Annotated in this window: 16 protein-coding genes and 2 pseudogenes; 11 read left to right on the top strand and 7 right to left on the bottom strand. The window is 69.8% G+C overall.

The genetic code is table 11. The features are described 5' to 3' along the window. Positions 1–77 precede the first annotated feature (77 nt). Genes GAK38_RS06940 through GAK38_RS06930 form a run of 3 tightly spaced genes read right to left on the bottom strand, consistent with a single transcriptional unit; the run spans position 78 to position 3,451 of the window. On the bottom strand, positions 78–1,190 hold the full coding sequence (locus tag GAK38_RS06940) for an ABC transporter substrate-binding protein (RefSeq protein ID WP_325342646.1): 1,113 nt from the start codon (positions 1,188–1,190) through the stop codon (positions 78–80). A gap of 24 nt (positions 1,191–1,214) precedes the next feature. Next, positions 1,215–2,294, bottom strand: a complete 1,080-nt coding sequence (locus tag GAK38_RS06935) for an ABC transporter ATP-binding protein (protein ID WP_325342644.1) — start codon at positions 2,292–2,294, stop codon at positions 1,215–1,217. A gap of 5 nt (positions 2,295–2,299) precedes the next feature. Then, positions 2,300–3,451: a M24 family metallopeptidase gene (locus tag GAK38_RS06930; RefSeq protein WP_325342642.1), complete on the bottom strand. Its 1,152-nt coding sequence runs from the start codon at positions 3,449–3,451 to the stop codon at positions 2,300–2,302. Positions 3,452–3,519: 68 nt separating this feature from the next. Between GAK38_RS06930 and GAK38_RS06925 the strand changes: the two genes are divergently transcribed. Further along, complete coding sequence (locus tag GAK38_RS06925) at positions 3,520–4,470, top strand: LysR substrate-binding domain-containing protein (RefSeq protein WP_325342640.1); 951 nt, start codon at positions 3,520–3,522, stop codon at positions 4,468–4,470. 40 nt (positions 4,471–4,510) lie between these two features. Here the strand turns inward: GAK38_RS06925 and GAK38_RS06920 are convergent. Then, positions 4,511–4,747: pseudogene (locus tag GAK38_RS06920) on the bottom strand (transposase); the annotation flags it as partial. Between the two features lie 126 nt (positions 4,748–4,873). Between GAK38_RS06920 and GAK38_RS06915 the strand changes: the two are divergent. The 5 genes from GAK38_RS06915 (at position 4,874) to GAK38_RS06895 (ending at position 8,504) form a co-directional block, all read left to right on the top strand. Next, the gene (locus GAK38_RS06915; protein WP_325342638.1) at positions 4,874–5,656 is read left to right on the top strand and encodes an SDR family oxidoreductase; all 783 of its coding nucleotides are present in this window, start codon (positions 4,874–4,876) and stop codon (positions 5,654–5,656) included. Between the two features lie 20 nt (positions 5,657–5,676). Beyond that, on the top strand, positions 5,677–6,048 hold the full coding sequence (locus tag GAK38_RS06910; protein WP_325342636.1) for a dihydroneopterin aldolase: 372 nt from the start codon (positions 5,677–5,679) through the stop codon (positions 6,046–6,048). Positions 6,049–6,096: 48 nt separating this feature from the next. Beyond that, on the top strand, positions 6,097–7,041 hold the full coding sequence (ttcA, locus tag GAK38_RS06905; protein WP_325342634.1) for a tRNA 2-thiocytidine(32) synthetase TtcA: 945 nt from the start codon (positions 6,097–6,099) through the stop codon (positions 7,039–7,041). 33 nt (positions 7,042–7,074) lie between these two features. Beyond that, positions 7,075–7,695 carry a DUF4136 domain-containing protein gene (locus GAK38_RS06900; RefSeq protein WP_325342632.1) on the top strand — a complete coding sequence of 207 codons (621 nt, stop codon included), beginning with the start codon at positions 7,075–7,077 and terminating at the stop codon, positions 7,693–7,695. Positions 7,696–7,862: 167 nt separating this feature from the next. Beyond that, positions 7,863–8,504 carry a histidine phosphatase family protein gene (locus GAK38_RS06895; protein WP_325342631.1) on the top strand — a complete coding sequence of 214 codons (642 nt, stop codon included), beginning with the start codon at positions 7,863–7,865 and terminating at the stop codon, positions 8,502–8,504. A 157-nt stretch (positions 8,505–8,661) separates the two neighbouring features. Here the strand turns inward: GAK38_RS06895 and GAK38_RS06890 are convergent. Next, positions 8,662–10,038, bottom strand: a pseudogene (locus GAK38_RS06890) (short-chain fatty acyl-CoA regulator family protein). Positions 10,039–10,256: 218 nt separating this feature from the next. On the opposite strand from GAK38_RS06890, the gene prpC reads away from it, so the two are divergent. The 5 genes from prpC (at position 10,257) to GAK38_RS06865 (ending at position 17,425) form a co-directional block, all read left to right on the top strand. After that, positions 10,257–11,429: a bifunctional 2-methylcitrate synthase/citrate synthase gene (gene prpC / locus GAK38_RS06885; RefSeq protein ID WP_325342629.1), complete on the top strand. Its 1,173-nt coding sequence runs from the start codon at positions 10,257–10,259 to the stop codon at positions 11,427–11,429. A 63-nt stretch (positions 11,430–11,492) separates the two neighbouring features. After that, the gene (locus GAK38_RS06880) at positions 11,493–12,473 is read left to right on the top strand and encodes a tripartite tricarboxylate transporter substrate binding protein (protein WP_325342627.1); all 981 of its coding nucleotides are present in this window, start codon (positions 11,493–11,495) and stop codon (positions 12,471–12,473) included. Positions 12,474–12,533: 60 nt separating this feature from the next. After that, entirely contained in the window at positions 12,534–15,167 is a 2,634-nt protein-coding gene (gene acnD, locus GAK38_RS06875; protein WP_325342625.1) for a Fe/S-dependent 2-methylisocitrate dehydratase AcnD, read from the top strand. A 1-nt stretch (position 15,168) separates the two neighbouring features. Next, the gene (gene prpF, locus GAK38_RS06870; protein WP_325342623.1) at positions 15,169–16,368 is read left to right on the top strand and encodes a 2-methylaconitate cis-trans isomerase PrpF; all 1,200 of its coding nucleotides are present in this window, start codon (positions 15,169–15,171) and stop codon (positions 16,366–16,368) included. Between the two features lie 193 nt (positions 16,369–16,561). Next, on the top strand, positions 16,562–17,425 hold the full coding sequence (locus GAK38_RS06865) for an isocitrate lyase/PEP mutase family protein (protein WP_325342621.1): 864 nt from the start codon (positions 16,562–16,564) through the stop codon (positions 17,423–17,425). A 71-nt stretch (positions 17,426–17,496) separates the two neighbouring features. On the opposite strand, the gene GAK38_RS06860 is transcribed toward GAK38_RS06865, so the two are convergent. Then, positions 17,497–18,180, bottom strand: coding sequence for an epoxyqueuosine reductase QueH (locus GAK38_RS06860; RefSeq protein WP_325342619.1), 684 nt, complete (start codon positions 18,178–18,180; stop codon positions 17,497–17,499). Then, entirely contained in the window at positions 18,177–19,088 is a 912-nt protein-coding gene (locus GAK38_RS06855; protein WP_325342618.1) for a LysR family transcriptional regulator, read from the bottom strand. The genes GAK38_RS06860 and GAK38_RS06855 overlap by 4 nt, the downstream gene beginning before the upstream one ends. Between the last annotated feature and the right edge of the window lie 31 nt (positions 19,089–19,119).

The following is a 19,119-nucleotide window of genomic DNA, read 5'->3' as shown; positions in this document are numbered from 1 at the left end:
CGAGCAGCAGCAGTGCCGGCATCGCCGCCAGGCTGCCGCGCCATGAGGGACGTCGCATCGCCGTACCGCCCCGGGCGTCAGCGCGCCGCCACCCAGCGCTCCCACTCGGAGATCGCGCGACGCAGGTTGTTCTGGCCGCTGGCATCCGCGGCGTTCCAGAAGGCGTAGTCCTGCACGATCTGCTTGCCCTTGACGGCAGGCGCCGTGGGCAGCTGCAACGCGCGGTCGGCTTTGATGTGGCGGAAGGCCCGCGAGTTGGTGGGGCCGTAGGTGATGATTTCGGAGAACCGGGCCTGCGCCTCGGGCCGGCTCATGAAGGCAATGTACTTCTGGGCGTTCTCCACGTTGGGCGCCCCTTTCGGGATCGCCCAGGCCGACCATTGCAGGATGCCCTGGTTCCAGCTCTTGGCGATGCGCGCTCCCTCATCGTTCGCCCCGTCGATGCGGCCGTTCCAGGCGCTGCCGATGCTGGCCTGGCGGTCCACCAGCAGTTGCACCGACTCCGCGCCCTTGGTCCACCACTTGGCGATGTCGGCGCGCAGCCGCGCCAGGCTGGCCAGCGCGCGGTTCCAGTCCAGCGGATACAGATTCTCGGGCTTCACGCCGTCGGCCAGCAACGCGATCTCGTAGGTCGCACCGTCGGCGGCATTGGCGCCGGCCGCCAGGGTGCGGCGGCCGGGAAAGTCCTTCACGTTCCACAGGTCGGCCCAGCTGTCCGGCTTGCGGCGGCCATAGGGCTGGGCGTCGTAAGCCAGCACCATCGAGTAGAGCATGGCGGGCACGTACAGCGGCGCGCTCGGCACGATGTCGTAGCCGTCGCGGTCGGCCCGTTCCCAGTGGCCATAGTCGATGGGCAGCAGCAGTTTCTCGCGCTCGAACGCCGAGAGCGATCCGCCCGAGATGTTGGCGACGTCGTGCTTCGGGGCGCCTGCCAGGGTCGCCGCGCGCTGCACGCCCGCGGTCACGCCGGGCTGGTGGATGACCTTGATGCCCGTCTCGGCTTCGAATGGCTCTGAGTAGGCGATGCGCTGTGCCTCGCCCATGGTGCCGCCGCCGAAATGGACGACCACGCTCCCCGAGCCGCGCAGGCTGCCTGCGGCGATTGCCGGAAAGCCCAGGCCGGCGGTGGCCGCGCCGAGGGAAGAGGCGAGAAAGCGGCGGCGGCCGCTGGAGGAAGGGACGAACGTCATGGAAAGCGCTCCTTGGGACGTGGACTATGGTGAGGACAGGGGAAGGAATATGCGGCCGCGCCGCGCATGGAAGTCCAGGCGCGCCGCGTCGCCGCCGCTCCACAGCCGCAGGCTGCTCGGAACCTCGGCGAGGATGCGGTGGCCGGCGGCTTCGACCAGGACCGACTGCGTGGCTCCGGCGTAGGCAGCCTCCACCACGCGACAGGGCTCGCCGCCGGCGTGGTCCGCGGTCCGCAGCGCCACGTGCTCGGGCCGGATGCCGAAGACGCGGCCGGCCAGGGCGGGCGGGCTGTCGGCGGCCAGCGCGTCGACCCCCAGCGGTGCGGCAAAGCCCGCGATGCGCGCATCGCCGCTGCCGTCCAGCGGCAGGAAGTTGGTGCGGCCGATAAAGTCGGCCACGAAGGCATCGGCCGGGTTCTCGTACAGTGCGGCAGGCGCATCGAACTGGCGCAACCTGCCTTCGCTGAGCGGGGCGACGCGGTCGGCCATCGACAGCGCCTCCTCCTGGTCGTGCGTCACCAGAACGATCGTGCAGCCCAGTTCGCGGTGCAGCAGGCGCAACTCCATCTGCATGTGCTGGCGCAGCTTCTTGTCGAGCGCGCTCATGGGCTCGTCCATCAGCAGCACGCCGGGCCGGAACACCAGCGCGCGTGCGATCGCCACGCGCTGCTGCTGTCCGCCGGAGAGCTGGTCCGTACCGCGCGGGCCCAGGCCGTCGAGCCGCACCAGCGCCAACGCCTGCGCCACGCGCGCCGCGATCTCGGCGGTGGGCAGGCCGCGGCGACGCAGCGGATAGGCAACGTTTTCAGCGACCGTGAGGTGCGGGAACAGGGCATAGCGCTGGAACACCATGCCGATGTTGCGGCGGTGCGGCGGCAGACCGTCGATCGCCTGTCCGCCGATGACGATGCGGCCGCCGTCGGGCCGCTCGAAGCCTGCGATGGCCATGAGGGCCGTGGTCTTGCCCGAGCCGCTCGGACCGAGCAGGGCGACGAACTCGCCCGCGCGCACCTCGAGCGAGAGGCCATCGAGCGCCGTGACGGCGCCGTAGTGCTTGCGGATGTCCTGCAGCTCCAGCGATTGGCCCGGATCGGTCGGCGTCATGGCGGTCAGGCGCGCGGAAGTTCGTGGCCGAGCGCGGACAGCCGCTCGGGTTCGCCGTCGGTTACGACGAAGGTCTCGCCCAGGCACATGGCGAGGTTGCGTTCGCTGTCGAGCTGGATCATGTGCAGGAACACCACCATGCCGGGCTCCAGCGGCACTGGATTGCCGGCGAAGACCATCGGCCATTCCATCCAGGTCGGCGGATAGGAGATGCCGAGGCTGTAGCCGCAGGCATTGAGGCGCGCGTGGCGCTGGCCGTGGCGGTCCAGCACGCGGGCGTGCGCGTCGAACAGCTCGCCGTAGCTGCGGCCCGGGCGCAGCAGCGCGCGGCAGGCGCCGAGCGCCTCGACGTTGGCGTCGTGCATGCGCCGTTGCTGGTCCGACACTGCCCCGGTTACCACGGTGCGCATCAGCGCCGCGTGGTAGTGGCGCCAGGCGGCGGCGAACTCGATGTTGACCTGGTCCTGCGCGCCGATGCGCCCCTTGCCGGTGAAGTAGCGGCACAGCAGGGCGTTGTCGCCGGCGCCACAGACGAAGCGGCCCGCGGCCGGGTCGCCGCCTGCGCGCAGCACCGTGGCGTAGATCTCGGCCAGGATGTCGGATTCGGACTGGCCGGGCCGGCTGGCGTCCCGTGCGCGCAACCAGGCCTCGTCGGCGATGCGGCCCGCCTTGCGCACGAACTCCAGCTCGGCCGCAGACTTCACCGCCATCAGCGAAGAAACGAGCGTCGAAGCGTCCACCAGGGTGCACTCCGCCGCAAAGACTTCGTCGAGCAGACGGCCGCGCTGCGCGTTGAGGGACACCGAGGCGTACTCGACGCCGATCCGCTCGCCCGGGCGCAGGCGCCCTCCGATGGCTTCACGCAGCGCCTGGGCAGGATTGGCGCCGTGCGCATCGACCCATTGGCGCACGTCCTCGATCACCGAGGTGAGCCGCGCCTGCCGCACGTCGGAAGAGCGCGTGAGCAGCGTCATGTCGCCGTCGGCACCGAGCCAGAGGCACTGGAACTGCGAGTAGCCGGCCGTGTCGTAACCGGTCAGCCAGTACATGCTTTCCTGGCGGAACACGAGCAGGCCGGCCAGGTCTTCCGAGCGGATGCGCGCAAGGGCCCGGTGCTGCCGGGCCTGATACTCCAATGGTGGGAAGTGCAGCGCCATGCGCAAGGTCCAGAGTTTGCCAAGGCGCGAATCTTATAAGATCATTTGAGTTAAATAGTTATATAAATATGAGTTCATCTCAAGAATTGAATGCGGCCGCCGCAGGGCTGCCGCTGGCAGCACTGCGAACGTTCGAGAGCTTCGCAAGGCTCGGCAGCATCTCTGCGGCGGCGGCGGAACTCGGCATCACCGTGTCGGCGGTGAGCTACCAGCTCAGCGGTCTGGAGAACCAGCTCGGTACTGCCTTGACGGAGAAGCGGGGCCGCATTCTGGTGCTCAACGAGGCCGGCCGGCGCTTCTCGGATGCCGTGAGCCCGGCCTTCCTGTTGCTGCAGCGCGCTGCGGCCCAGTTGCGCCAGGAGGCGTTACCGGAACGCGTGACCGTGAGTGCGCAACCGCTGCTCGCTTCGGGTTGGCTGATGCCGCAGTTGGCCGCCTTCATGGAAAAGCATCCGCAGGTACAGGTGCAGCTTCAATATGCACGCTACCGCAATTACGCCAGCGATGTGGCGGACCTGTCGCTTCGCTTCGGACGAGGCGTCTGGCCGGGCTATGCCAGCGAGAAACTGCTCTCGGGAAAGGCCTTTCCAGTCTGCAGCGCGGCTCTGGCACAGCGGCACGGGCCGTTCGCACGGGATGCCGATCTGGCGGCACTCCCCCTGGTGCACGACGGCACGCCTGAGCCGTGGGCCGCCTGGCTGACCGCAGCCGGGGCACCGCCCAAAGCCGCGCTGGCAGGCATGGTTTGCGAGGACGGCCTGCTGACCCGAGGTGCGATGCTCGAAGGCATTGGCGCGGCGCTGACGCGGCCAGTCCTGATCGCGCCGGAACTGGCCAGCGGCGCGCTGGTACAGCTTTCGCAGCGCGGCTTCGACTCTGGCGAGGACTACTACCTCTGCCTGCGCTCGGATCGCGAGCCACAGCCGGGCGCCGCCGGGCTGGCCGCCTGGCTTCGGCGTGCGGCCCGCCCGGTGGGCCGCGGGCGCACTCGATCCAATCAGTCTGTGCCCGGACGGTAGGCAAGGTGCTGGCCGTGGGATGAAGTAACCGTCTTGGAAGTCAAGTTTGATGAAGGTCCAAATTCCAAGTCGAGCCATGCTTGGCGATGGCGTTGAGCATGCATGCCATGAGCGCGACCTTCTTGCGTTTGTCCGCAGCGAGCAGCCGTTGGTAGTCGGCCCTCAGCATCAGGTTGTGGCGTACGGCGGTCAGCGTGGCCATACACAGGGTTCGGCGCACATCGGCTCTGCCGGCCCAGACGGTGCGCTGCCCGCGCATCTGGCCGGAGTCGCAATTGGCTTCAAACATCCCAGAGGGCGGTCGGGCCACCCAAGCCGGTCCGAGGTCTAAAGATACAAGGGCCTGAGCGCCGGCCGCCGCTAAACTGGCCGCCTGCCGCCGCCCGCCCCTCCCGCCCCTCCCATGCCTGCACCCTCCCGCCCCCGCACCGTCCTCGTGACCGGCGCCGCCCGCCGCCTGGGCCGCGCGATTGCGCGCACGCTCGCCGCGGCCGGCTGGCAAGTGGCGATCCACTACAGATACTCCGAGCAGGATGCCATGGAGGCGGTGGAAGAATGTGCGCTCCAGGGACATACTGCCGCCAGTTTTCATGCAGATCTGTCCGACGAGGCCGATGTGCGGGCGCTGCTGCCGCGCGTGGCCGCGCACTTCGGCCGGGTCGATGCGGTGGTCAACAACGCCTCGCTGTTCGAGCACGACACGGTGCACGACTTCGGGTTCGCCGCGCTGGAGCGGCACCTGCGCAGCAACACCGGCGCGCCGATCCTGCTGGCGCAGGCGCTGCATGCGCATGTCGCGGCGCGCGAGCCGGCCGAGGGCGAACCGCCGGCCGTGGTGGTCAACCTGCTCGACCAGAAGCTCTGGAACCAGAACCCCGATTTCCTCAGCTACACGCTGTCGAAGGCCGCGCTGGAGGCCGCCGGCACCGCGCTGGCGCTGGCGCTGGCGCCGCGGGTGCGCGTGGTCGGCGTGGCGCCCGGGCTCACGCTGACCAGCCACATGCTCGGCGAGGAAAAATTCGCCGAACTGCACAAGCTCTCGCCGCTGGGCCGCTCGTCCACGCCGGCCGATGTGGCCGCTGCCGTGCGCTTCGCGCTGGAGACGCCGTCGATCACCGGCACCACGCTGCTGGTCGACGGCGGCCAGCACCTCATGCGCTTCGAGCGCGATTTCTCCCTGATGTAGCCGCCACGAGGCACGCCACCATGTCCATCACCAAGGGCAACCAGATCCTCACCCTCAGCGGCCTGCGCTTCGACGCCAACCTGGGCATCCTCGCGCACGAGAAGACCGCGCCGCAGCCGATCCAGGTCGATGCCGAGCTCAACCTCGGCACCCAGCCGCTGCTGCCGCGCGACGACGACATCACCCACGTGCTCGACTACCGCAAGGTCCGCCAGATCATCATCAACGAATGCACCGCCGAGCACGTCAACCTGCTGGAGAGCCTGATCGGCCGCCTGGCCCGCCGGCTGCTGCAGCTGCCGGGGGTGCTGGGCGTGCGCGTGAAGATCGCCAAGCTGGAAATCTTCGACGACTGCGAAGTGGCCATACGCGTCGAAACAGGGCAATGGTGAGCGGCCGGTAAAATCCGTGCCCTCGTCCGCCCCTTGCCTGCTGTCCCCATGAGCGCCGTCTGGATCGACCCCTCCGAGCCAACCGCACCGTCCATGAACGGTGCCGCCGCCGCGCGCCTGAAGATCGAGCGCGAGAGCCACAAGCTCGAAAAGCGCCTGTGCCGCGAGGTCGGCCGCGCCATCACCGACTTCCACATGATCGAGGAAGGCGACAAGGTCATGGTCTGCGTGTCGGGCGGCAAAGACAGCTATGCGCTGCTCGACATCCTGCTCAAGCTGCGCGCCCGCGCGCCGGTGCGCTTCGACCTGGTGGCGGTCAACCTCGACCAGAAGCAGCCGGGCTTCCCCGAGGACGTGCTGCCCACCTACCTGAAGAACCTGGGCGTGCCGTTCCACATCGAGGAGCAGGACACCTACAGCATCGTCAAGCGCGTCGTGCCCGAAGGCAAGACCACCTGCGGTCTGTGCAGCCGGCTGCGCCGCGGCATTCTCTACCGCGTGGCCGATGAACTGGGCGCGACCAAGGTCGCGCTGGGCCACCACCGCGACGACATCCTCCAGACGCTGCTGCTCAACATGTTCTTCGGCGCCAAGCTCAAGAGCATGCCGCCCAAGCTGGTGAGCGACGACGGCCGCCACGTGGTGATCCGCCCGCTGGCCTACGTGGCCGAGAAGGACACGGCGCGCTGGGCCCGGCACCGCGCGTTCCCGATCATTCCCTGCACGCTCTGCGGCAGCCAGGAAAACCTGCAGAGGAAGCAGGTCGGCGAGATGCTGCGCGACTGGGAGAAGCGCTTCCCCGGCCGGGTGGAGAACATGTTCACCGCGCTGCAGAACATCGTGCCGAGCCACCTGCTCGACGCCAGCCTGCACGACTTCCGCAACCTGAAGGCCACGGGCGTGGCCAGCGAGGACGGCGACCGGGCCTTCGACCACGAGGACTTTCCCGCCGCCCAGCCCAGCCTGCCCGGGCTGCAGGTCGTCACCATCTGACCTGCGCGGCAGGTCCGGAAAGGAGCACATTCCATGCAATCCCTGCCAAGAACCCTCTCCGCCCTGCTGCTGACGGCCGCGGCGCTGTGCATCGCCGGCTGTTCGACCTCGCGGCTGGTCGACAGCAACGTGCAGAGCTTCTCGTCGCTCAGCGGCCCGGTCGAGCCGTCCACCTACCGCTTCGAGCGGCTGCCCTCGCAGCAGGCGCGCGCCACCGAACAGAAGCAGCTGGAGGACCTGGCCGAGCAGGCGCTGGCCCGCGTCGGCCTGCGCCGCACCGACGAGGCCGCGCGCTTCACGGTGCAGATCGGCAGCCACACCGCGCGCGAGCTGCGCTACGACCCGTGGACCGATCCCTGGCTGCGCGGCGGCTACTGGGGCGGCCCGTACGGCGGCTGGCGCGGCGGCTACTGGGGCGCCGGCTGGCTGCGCCCGCATCCGCTCTACCTGCCGCCGCCCACGCTGTACCTGCGCGAGGCCAGCATCGTGATCCGCGACGCAGCCAGCGGCAAGGTGGTCTACGAGACGCGTGCGGTGCACGAGGGCGTCTGGCCCGACGACGCCACCCTGGGCGCGATGTTCGACGCGGCGCTGCGCGACTTCCCGCAGCCGCTGGCGGGAATCCGGCGCGTGGACGTAGAGATTCCAAGGTAGAGCACACCCCCCGAGCGGCTGCGCCGCTCCCCTCTTCTCTCTAGCGCTGCGCGCTCCGGGAAGGGAGAGAGGGTGACGCCAGCGCGGCGGGGCGGCCCTTGCGCGGCGTCTGCTGGCCTGGGCCGCGCCGGAACTGGCAGCCGATCACAACAGGGAAGCACCCACACATGGAAGAACCCACCCGCATCATCGCGATCCGCCACGGCGAGACGGCCTGGAACGTGGACACGCGCATCCAGGGTCATCTCGACATCCCGCTCAACGACACCGGCCGCTGGCAGGCGCGCCAGGTCGGCAGTGCGCTGGCCGGCGAGGACATCGCGGCGATCTACGCCAGCGACCTGCAGCGCGCCCGACACACGGCCGAGGCGGTGGGCGCGGCCGCGGGCATCGCGGTGACGCCGGAGCCCGGCCTGCGCGAGCGCGGCTTCGGCGTGTTCGAAGGCCGCACCTTCGCCGAGATCGAGGCCACGCTGCCCGAGCAGGCCCGCCGCTGGCGCACGCGCGATCCGCACTTCGAGCCCGAGGGCGGCGAGTCGCTGGTGCGCTTTCGCGAGCGCATCACCGGCGTGGCCCACCGGCTGGCCGCGCGCCATCCGGGCCAGCTCATCGTCCTCGTCGGCCACGGCGGCGTGATGGACGTGCTCTACCGCGCGGCCACCGGCCAGGAGATCCAGGCGCCGCGCACCTGGCACCTGGGCAACGCGGCCATCAACCGCCTGCTGTGGACGCCCGGCGGGCTCACGCTCGTGGGCTGGGCCGATACCCAGCACCTGCAGACCGGCACGCTCGATGAAAGCGCCGCCTGACCGCCTGCCCGCGCCCGAGGGCTGGAACGGCTGATCGCGGCCGATGTACGCGGGCCTCCGCCCGGGCATCCGGACTTCGCATAGGCAGGGAGTATGTTTTCCTGGCGCCCAGTCTGCGCGCGCTACGGCATAGTTGAGGCGGGAGTATGTGCAGCCGTCAATCCGCGTACGGCGCGATCCGGCTCTGGTTCTCGTCCACCTCCAGCGGCCGGCCGACGTAGGGAAAGGCCCGCTGCAGGCAGCGCTCGCGTTCACAGACCTTGCAGCCCATGCCGATCGGCGTGGCAGCCTCGGGGTCGCGCAGGTCCAGGCCCTTGGCATACACCAGGCGCGAGGCATGCCGGATGTCGCAGCCCAGGCCGATCGAGAACTCCTGCTGCAGGGCGCCGTAGCCGCCGGTGCGGTGCGACACCACCCGCGCGATCCAGAGGTAGGTGTGGCTGTCGGGCATGCGGGCCAGCTGCCGCAGGATGCGCCCGGGCTGGCCGAAGGCTTCGTAGACGTTCCACAGCGGACAGGTGCCGCCGGTGCGGCTGAAATGGAAATGGGTGGCCGACTGGCGCTTGGAGATGTTGCCCGCGCGGTCCACCCGCACGAAGAAGAACGGCACGCCCGGTGCCTCGGGGCGCTGCAGCGTGGAGAGCCGGTGGCACACCGTCTCGAAGCCCACGCCGAACTGCTGCCCCAGCAGGTCGATGTCGTAGCGCAGGGCCTCGGCGGCCCGCAGGAAGGCGCCGTAGGGCAGCAGCAGCGCGCCGGCGAAGTAGTTGGCCAGGCCGATGCGCGCCAGGGCGCGCGAGGCGGCATCGTCGGCCAGCTCGGGCACGTCGGTCAGGCCGTCGATCAGACGGGAGAATTCCAGCAGCGCCAGCTAGGTGGCCAGCCGGAAGGCGCGCTGCGCCGGCCCCAGCGATGGATGGATGCGCAGCGTGCGGCTGGCCACGTCGTAGCGGCGCTTGCGCGCCTCGCCCTCCCCGGCCAGGACCACGCGCACGCCGTGCTCGTGGGCCAGCCGCCGCTCCAGCCAGTCGACCTGCGCCATGCCGGCGGCCGGCGCCTCGGCGGCCCGTTCGAGGGGGTCGAAATGGTTCTGGTGGGCAAAGAAGAAGTCGCGCACGACCTCGAACGGCATCGTGGGCAGGGCCGACGTGTCGGCCCGGTCGTCGCCCAGGCGCAGCGACAGCATCTCCAGGCGCTCCCGCAGGTCGGCGGCGCGCCGGTGCAGCGCGACCACGGCCCGGCCCAGGGCCGGCATCTGGGCGGCGACCTCCTGCAGCTCGGGCAGCGCGACCGGCTCCAGCGCATCGGCCAGCGCCTCGCGCAGCCCGGCGACCAGCCGGGCCTCTTCGTCCTTGGAGAACGCCTGCACGTCCACATCCAGCGCCCGCTGGAGCCGCAGCAGCACCGCGACCGTGAGCGGCCGCTGGTTCTGCTCCAGCTGATCGAGGTAGCTCGGCGACAGACCCAGCGCCTGCGCCAGCGCGGTCTGCGACAGGCCGCGCTCCGCGCGCAGCCGGCGCAGCTTCACGCCCATGAAGGTCTTTCTGGCTCGGGCTCTTTCGGTCATGGCTTTTTGATTCGCAATCTTCGCAAAGCGCTGGGGACCATTTCGCAAAACTTCGCCTTTTTACCCCTGTTCGCCGGGGTTGATTTTGCGTAAATTGCGAACCTTGGCAACACCCCCGGCTCCGGGGACCGGGCAGGCCGCCGCGTGCCTGTCCGGGGGCCTTTTTGAACCCAGGAGACCCCTGCATGAGCGCTACCACGCCCCCCGAGACCGCCGCACCCGCCCCCTTCAAGCCCAAGAAGTCCGTCGCCCTCTCCGGCGTCGCCGCAGGCAACACCGCCCTGTGCACCGTCGGGCGCACCGGCAACGACCTGCACTACCGCGGCTACGACATCCTCGACCTGGCCGACAAGGCCGAGTTCGAGGAAGTGGCCCACCTGCTGGTCCACGGCAAGCTGCCCGGCCGCGCCGAGCTGCGCGCCTACAAGGCCAGGCTCCGCGCGCTGCGCGGCCTGCCGGCACCGGTGAAGACGGTGCTGGAGCAGATCCCGGCGGCGGCCCATCCGATGGACGTGCTGCGCACCTACGTCTCCACGCTCGGCACCATCGAGCCCGAGAAGGACGACCACGGCGTGGCCGGCGCGCGCGACATCGCCGACCGGCTGCTGGCCTCGCTCGGCTCGGCCCTGCTCTACTGGCACCACTGGGCCCGCAACGGCCGCCGCATCGAGGTCGAGACCGACGACGACTCCATCGGCGGCCACTACCTGCACCTGCTGCACGGCAGCAAACCCTCCGAGAGCTGGGTCAAGGCCGCCCACATCAGCCTGAACCTCTATGCCGAGCACGAGTTCAACGCCAGCACCTTCACCGGCCGCGTGATCGCCGGCACCGGCAGCGACATCTATTCGGCCATCACCGGCGCCATCGGCGCGCTGCGCGGCCCCAAGCACGGCGGCGCCAACGAAGTGGCCTTCGACATCCAGAGCCGCTATGACAGCGCCGACGAGGCCGAGGCCGACATCCGCCGCCGCGTGGAGGCCAAGGAAACCATCATCGGCTTCGGCCATCCGGTCTACACCGTGAGCGACCCGCGCAACAAGGTCATCAAGGAAGTGGCGCGTCAGCTCTCGGCCGAGGCCGGCAGCACCCGGCTGTTCGACATCGCCGAGCGGCTGGAGAGCGTGATGTGGGAAGTCAAGAAGATGTTCCCCAACCTCGACTGGTTCAGCGCCGTGAGCTACCACCTGCTGGGCGTGCCGACCGCCCACTTCACGCCGCTGTTCGTGATCGCCCGCACCAGCGGCTGGAGCGCCCACGTGATCGAGCAGCGCCAGGACGGCAAGATCATCCGCCCGAGCGCCAACTACACCGGCCCGGAGGACCTGGCCTTCGTTCCCATCGACGAGCGTGGCTAGGCCTGGACAGGCGGCGCACTTGGATCGAGAGTGGCGGCGGACCAACCAACCAGAGAGACAACGATGGCACTGAACCGCCGCGCCTTTTCCACCACGGTACTGGCCAGCATGGCGCTGCCCGCGATGCGGACGGGGCACGCCGAGGAGGCGTTCCCCGGCAAGCCGATCCGCATCGTCTGCCCCTTCGCGCCGGGCGGAGGGTCCGACTTCATCGCCCGCGTCGCGGCGAACATCCTGAACCAGCGCCTGGGCCAGCCGGTCATCGTCGACAACCGGCCGGGCGCGGGCGGGACGCTGGGCACCGAGTACGCGCTCCACACGCCGGCCGACGGGTACACGCTGCTGCTCATCGCCGGGAGCTACACGGTCAACCCCGCCCTCTACAAGCTGCGCTTCGACCCGGTGGCCGACATGACGCCGGTGATCCAGCTGTCCAAGGGCGCCTACGTGCTGTGCGTCAACCCGCAGCGCGTCAAGGCGCAGAACCTCCAGGAGCTGCTGGCCTACGCCCGGCAGAACCCCGGCAAGCTCACCTTCGCCTCGGCGGGCAACGGCAGCCACCTGCACATCGCGACCGAATACCTGTTCGGCATGGCCGGCGCCAAGGCGACGCACATTCCCTACCGGGGCACGGGCCCGGCCGTGACCGACCTGGTGGCCGGCAACGTGGACCTGTTCATCGCGGGCACCGAAGCCCTGATGCAGCATGTGCAGTCCGGCCGGCTTCGCGCGCTGGCCGTCACGACGGCCCGGCGGCTGGCGGCCTATCCGCAGATCCCGTCCGTGGCCGAAAGCGGCCTGCCCGACTATGACGTCGTGGCATGGCACGGCCTGATCGCGCCCCGCGGCGTGCCGCCCCAGATGCTGGCCAGGCTCAACGGCGCGCTCGACGCCGGCCTGAAGACGCCCGAACTCGCCGCGAAGCTGGAGCCGACCGGGGTCTCCCCCGCGGGCGGAAGCCCCGGCGCCTTCGGCGCGCTGATCCGCGCCGAGATCCCGCGGTACGCAAAAGTGGTGACCGACAACGACATCCGCGCTCAGTGAGCGAGCCGCCCTGCCCCGGCAGCCGCTTCGCGCCGGGTCATCCCCAGAAGACTGCCCCCGATGAATTCCTCCTTCAGAAAAGCCCTGCCCGATACCGCCCTGGACTACATCGACGCCCGCGCGGCCGTGGATGCGCTGCGCCCCGGCGCCTGGGCCGGCCTGCCCTACACCGCCCGCGTGCATGCCGAAAACATCGTGCGCCGCGCCGATCCGGCCCGCGTCGACGACTACCTGCGCCAGCTGATCGAGCGCCGGCGCGAACTGGACTTCCCGTGGTTCCCGGTGCGCGTGGTCTGCCACGACATCCTGGGCCAGACCGCACTGGTGGACCTGGCCGGCCTGCGCGATGCCATCGCCCAGGAAGGCGGCGACCCGGCCGCGGTGAACCCCGTGGTGCCGGTGCAGCTCATCGTCGACCATTCGCTGGCCGTCGAGTGCGGCGGCTTCGACCCCGACGCCTTCGCCAAGAACCGCGCCATCGAGGACCGCCGCAACGAGGACCGCTTCCACTTCATCGAATGGACGAAGAAGGCGTTCGCCAATGTGGACGTGATCCCCGCGGGCAACGGGATCATGCACCAGATCAACCTGGAGAAGATGTCGCCGGTGGTCTCCGTGCAGAAGGACGAGAAGGGCAGCCTGGCCTTCCCCGACACCTGCGTCGGCACCGACAGCCACACGCCGCACGTCGATGCGCTCGGCGTGATCGCCGTCGGCGTGGGCGGCCTGGAGGCCGAGAACGTGATGCTCGGCCGCGCCTCGTGGATGCGGCTGCCCGACATCGTCGGCGTGGAGCTGACCGGCCGCCGGCAGCCCGGCATCACCACGACCGACGTGGTGCTCGCGCTCACCGAGTTCCTGCGCAAGGAAAAGGTCGTGGGCGCGTACCTCGAATTCTTCGGCGACGGCGCCAGGAGCCTCACGATCGGCGACCGCGCGACCATCTCCAACATGTGCCCCGAGTACGGCGCGACCGCGGCGCTGTTCGCCATCGACGAGCAGACGCTGGACTACCTGCGGCTCACCGGCCGCGAGGAAGCGCAGGTCCGGCTCGTCGAGACCTACGCGAAGACGGCCGGCTTCTGGGCCGAAACGCTCGCCGGCGCGCAGTACGAGCGCGTGCTGCGCTTCGACCTCTCCACCGTGGTGCGCACCCTGGCCGGCCCGTCGAACCCGCACCGGCGCCTGCCGACCTCCGACCTCGCCGCGCGCGGCATCGCGGTCGATCTGGACAAGGCGCGCGAACAGGAGGCCGAGGGCCTGCTGCCCGACGGCGCGGTCATCATCGCCGCCATCACCAGCTGCACCAACACCAGCAACCCCCGCAACGTGATCGCCGCCGGCCTGCTCGCGCGCAACGCCCGCCGTCTCGGGCTGGTGCGCAAGCCCTGGGTCAAGACCTCGCTGGCGCCCGGCTCCAAGGCCGTGGAGCTGTACCTCCAGGAAGCCGGCCTGCTGCACGACCTGGAGGCGCTCGGCTTCGGCATCGTGGCCTTCGCCTGCACCACCTGCAACGGCATGAGCGGCGCGCTCGATCCGGTCATCCAGCAGGAGATCATCGACCGCGACCTCTACGCCACGGCCGTGCTCTCGGGCAACCGCAACTTCGACGGGCGCATCCACCCGTATGCCAAGCAGGCGTTCCTGGCCTCGCCGCCGCTAGTGGTGGCCTATGCCATCGCGGGTACGATCCGCTTCGACATCGAGCGCGACGTGCTGGGAGTGGTGGACGGCCGGGAGATCCGTCTGAAAGACCTCTGGCCCAGCGACGAGGAGATCGACGCCGTGGTCCGCGCCGCCGTCAAGCCGGAGCAATACCGCCGGGTGTACGAGCCCATGTTCGCCATCCGGCAGGCGGATGAGGCATCCACCTCCCCCCAGTACGACTGGCGCCCGCAGTCCACCTACATCCGCCGCCCGCCCTACTGGGACACCGAGGGCGTCGGCGCGCTGGCCGCCAACCCGCGCACGCTGCGCGGCATGCGCCCGCTGGCGCTGCTGCCGGACAACATCACGACCGACCACCTGTCGCCGTCCAACGCCATCCTGCGCGACTCGGCGGCCGGCGAATACCTCGCAAAGATGGGCCTGCCCGAGGAGGACTTCAACTCCTACGCCACCCACCGCGGCGACCACCTGACCGCCATGCGCGCGACCTTCGCCAACCCGCAGCTCGTCAACGAGATGGCCGTGGTGGACGGCCAGGTGAAGAAGGGCTCGCTCGCCCGCATCGCGCCCGAAGGGACAGTGGTGCGCATGTGGGAGGCCATCGAGACCTACCTGAACCGCCGCCAGCCGCTCATCATCATCGCCGGCGCCGACTACGGCCAGGGCTCCAGCCGCGACTGGGCCGCCAAGGGTGTGCGCCTCGCGGGCGTGGAGACGGTGGTGGCCGAGGGCTTCGAGCGCATCCACCGCACCAACCTCATCGGCATGGGCGTGCTGCCGCTCGAATTCCAGCCCGGCACCAGCCGCACCACGCTCGGCCTCGACGGCACCGAGACCTACGACGTGGCGGGCGCGCGCACGCCGCGCGCCACGCTCACGCTGGTCATCCACCGCAGGAACGGCGAGACCGCCGAGGTGCCGGTGACCTGCCGGCTCGACACGGCCGAGGAAGTCTCGGTCTACGAGGCCGGCGGTGTGCTGCAGCGCTTCGCCCAGGACTTCCTCGCACAGAATCAGAAGGATTGACATGGCTTTCGCACCGCAGATCCGCATCCCCGCCACCTACCTGCGCGGCGGCACCAGCAAGGGCGTGTTCTTCCGCCTGCAGGACCTGCCCGGGGCCGCGCAGCGGCCCGGCCCCGCGCGCGACCGGCTGCTGCTGCGCGTGATCGGCAGCCCCGACCCGTACGGCAAGCAGATCGACGGCATGGGCGCGGCCACCTCGTCCACGTCGAAGACGGTGATCGTCTCGGCCCCGTCGCGGCCCGGCCACGACGTGGACTACCTGTTCGGCCAGGTGTCGATCGACCAGCCCTTCGTGGACTGGTCGGGCAACTGCGGCAACCTCTCGGCGGCCGTGGGGCCGTTCGCCATCGCGAGCGGACTGGTGGCGCCAGGTCGCATCCCGCGCGACGGCATCGCCACCGTGCGCATCTGGCAGGCCAACATCGGCAAGACCATCGTGGCCCATGTGCCGATCACCAACGGCCAGGTGCAGGAGACGGGCGACTTCGAACTCGACGGCGTGACCTTTCCTGCAGCCGAGGTCCAGCTCGAATTCATCGACCCGGCCGACGAGGGAGAAGGCGAAGGCGGCGGCGCGATGTTCCCCACCGGCAACCTGGTCGACGACCTGGAGGTGCCGGGCGTCGGCACCTTCCAGGCCACGCTGATCAACGCCGGCATCCCGACCATCTTCCTCGACGCGGCGGACATCGGCTACACCGGCACCGAACTGCAGGGCGACATCAACGAGGACCGGGCCGCGCTCGCGCGCTTCGAGACCATCCGCGCCTGGGGCGCGGTGAAGATGGGACTGATCGGCGACGTGGCCGAAGCCGCCACGCGCCAGCACACGCCCAAGATCGCCTTCGTCGCGCCGCCCGCAGACTACACCGCGTCGAGCGGCAAGGCGGTGCGGGCGGCGGACGTGGACCTGCTGGTGCGCGCGCTCTCCATGGGCAAGCTGCACCACGCCATGATGGGCACGGCGGCCGTGGCCATCGGCACCGCCGCAGCCATCCCGGGCACACTGGTCAACCGGGCAGCCGGCGGCGGCGAACGCAGCGCCGTGCGCTTCGGCCATCCCTCGGGCACGCTGCGCGTGGGTGCCGAGGCCGCGCTGGTCGACGGGCAGTGGAAGGTCACCAAGGCCCTCATGAGCCGCAGCGCCCGCGTGCTCTTCGAAGGCTGCGTACGCGTGCCGGCAGACGCGCTGGACACCTGAGCGCCTGCGGCCGCCGGCGTGGTGAGGGAAGATCGCGCCGCCGATACCCGAAGAAAGACTCCGATATATGCCGCACCCATCCCTGAACTCCCCGCGCTCCCGCGCGCCGCGCGGCGGCTCCATCGCCCGGGAAGGCGCGCAGTGGGCGCGGGTGATCAAGAACGCCAACCTCTCCCTGGACTGACCCCGAACCATGACCACCACCAAGCAGAAACTCAAGCAGCTCGTCGAGGCCCGCCGCGGCGTCCTCGTCCCCGGCGCATTCAACGCCCTGTCGGCCAAGGTTGTCGAGGACCTCGGCTTCGAGGCCATCTACGTGACCGGCGCCGGCGTCACCAACATGTGGTTCGGCCTGCCCGACCAGGGCTTCATGGGCCTGGCCGAGATCGCCGACCACACGGCCCGCATCCGCGACGCGGTGGACGTGCCGCTGATCGTCGATGCCGACACCGGCTTCGGCAACGCGCTCAACACCTACCACACGGTGCGCACGCTGGAGCGCGCCGGCGCCGACTGCATCCAGCTGGAGGACCAGGTGGCGCCCAAGCGCTGCGGCCACTTCAGCGGCAAGGACGTCATCTCCACCGAGGAGGCGGTCAGCAAGATCAAGGCGGCCGTCGACGCGCGGCGCGACCCGGACTTCCTCGTCATGGCCCGCACCGACGCCGCGGCCACTCACGGCTGCGAGGCCGCGGTCGAGCGCGCCCAGGCATTCGCCGAGGCCGGCGCCGACATCCTGTTCGTCGAGGCCGTGACCCGGGAAGAGGAAGTGCGCGCGCTGCCGCAGCGCCTGTCCAAGCCGCAGCTCATGAACATGGTGATCGGCGGCAGGACGCCGATCTTCAACGCCCGCCAGCTCGGCGAACTGGGCTACGGCATCGTGCTCTACGCCAACGCCGCGCTGCAGGGCGCCGTGGCCGGCATGCAGAAGACGCTGGCGGTGCTGCGCGACACGCAGGAAGTGCAGGAGTCCAGCGGCCTCGTGGCGACCTTCGCCGAGCGCCAGCGGCTCGTGGGCAAGCCGCAGTGGGACGCGCTGGAAAAACGCTATACCTGACGCCCAGGAGGGAGTATAGGCCCACAGCGCCCGGATCTCAAGCACGCTGGCCAAGCACCCCAGGGGGTATATCAATCCCCATCGGCTGCGGCCTCGTCGCCGTAGTACTTCACTCCGATGCGGATGCGCTCGCGCCCGCTGGCCACGCGGTGGCGGTTCGTGTCGCGCAGCGAATAGACGCAGCCGCAGTACTCCTGCTGGTAGAAGTTCTCGCGCTTGCTGATCTCGATCATGCGGGCCGAGCCGCCGCCCTTGCGCCAGTTGTAGTCCCAGTACATCAGGCCCGGATAGCGCGAGGCCGCGCGGATGCCGCAGTCGTTGATCTGCTGCATGTTCTTCCAGCGCGAGATGCCCAGCGAGGAGGTCATCACCGCAAAGCCGTGCTCGTGCGCGTAGAGCGCCGTGCGCTCGAAGCGCATGTCGAAGCACATGGTGCAGCGCACGCCGCGCTCGGGCGCGTCCTCCGTGCCGCGGGCGCGCGCGAACCAGTCGTCGCGGTCGTAGTCGGCGTCGATGAACGGGATGCCGAATTTCTCCGCGAAGCGGATGTTCTCGTCCTTGCGCAGCTCGTATTCCTGGAGCGGATGGATGTTGGGGTTGTAGAAAAAGATCGTGTAGTCGATGCCCGAAGCCTGCATGGCCTCCATCACCTCGCCCGAGCACGGGGCGCAGCAGGAATGCAGCAGCACCTTGCGGTGGCCGCCGGGCAGGGGCAGGAGCTTGCGCTCCGGGGATGTCGTGGTGGTGGTGGTCATATCGCGAGTCCTCGCAGGAGGGGGGCGGCGGGATGGCGCGCGAGCTCGACGAAGGCCCGCAGGTAGTCGATCGCGATGTCGGCCTCGCGCGCGCCGAGGGAAATCTGCTTGGCGATGCCGCGCGGGCCGAGCCGCACCGGCACGACGTCGATTTTGCCCGCGTATTCCTCCACAAGCCAGCGCGGCAGCGCAGCCACGCCACGGCCGCTGGCGACCATCTGCAACATGATGTCCGTGGTCTCGATGGTCTTGTGGCGCCGCGGCGTGATGCCTTCGGGCAGCAGGAACTGGTTGTAGATGTCCAGCCGCTCGGTCGGCACCGGGTAGGTGATCAGCGTCTCCTGCGCGAGCTGGCGCGGCCGTGCGTAGGACACCTCCGCGAGCCGATGGCCGCGCGCCACGACCAGCACCTGCTCGTAGTCGAACACCGGCTCGAAGACTAGGCCCGGCTTAGCCAGCGGATCGGGCGTGACCAGCAGGTCGACCTCGTAGCCGAACAGCGCGCCGATGCCGCCGAACTGGAACTTCTGCTTCACGTCCACGTCCACGTCCGGCCACGCGGCCAGGTAGGGCGACACCACTTTCAGCAGCCACTGGTAGCACGGGTGGCATTCCATGCCGATGCGCAGCGTGCCGCGCTCGCCCGCGGCGAACTGGCGCAGCCGCTCCTCGGCCAGCCCGAGCTGCGGCAGCACGCGGTTGGCCACGGCCAGCAGGTACTGGCCGGCCTGGGTCAGCCGCAGGCTCCTGCCCTCGCGCAGCCAGATGGCGGTACCCAGCTGCTGCTCCAGCTTCTTCATGCTGTGGCTCAGCGCCGACTGGGTGACGTGCAAGACGTCGGCGGCGGCCGTCAGCGAGCCCTGTTTCTCGACCTCCTGCACGATGGCCAGGTGGATGCGCTCCAGCATATCTATGAACTCAACTCATGGATCATTGAAA

Source organism: Xylophilus sp. (assembly GCA_009914555.1).
Taxonomy (GTDB): Bacteria; Pseudomonadota; Gammaproteobacteria; order Burkholderiales; family Burkholderiaceae_C; genus WNDY01.
This window is presented reverse-complemented; position numbering and strand designations above follow the sequence as displayed.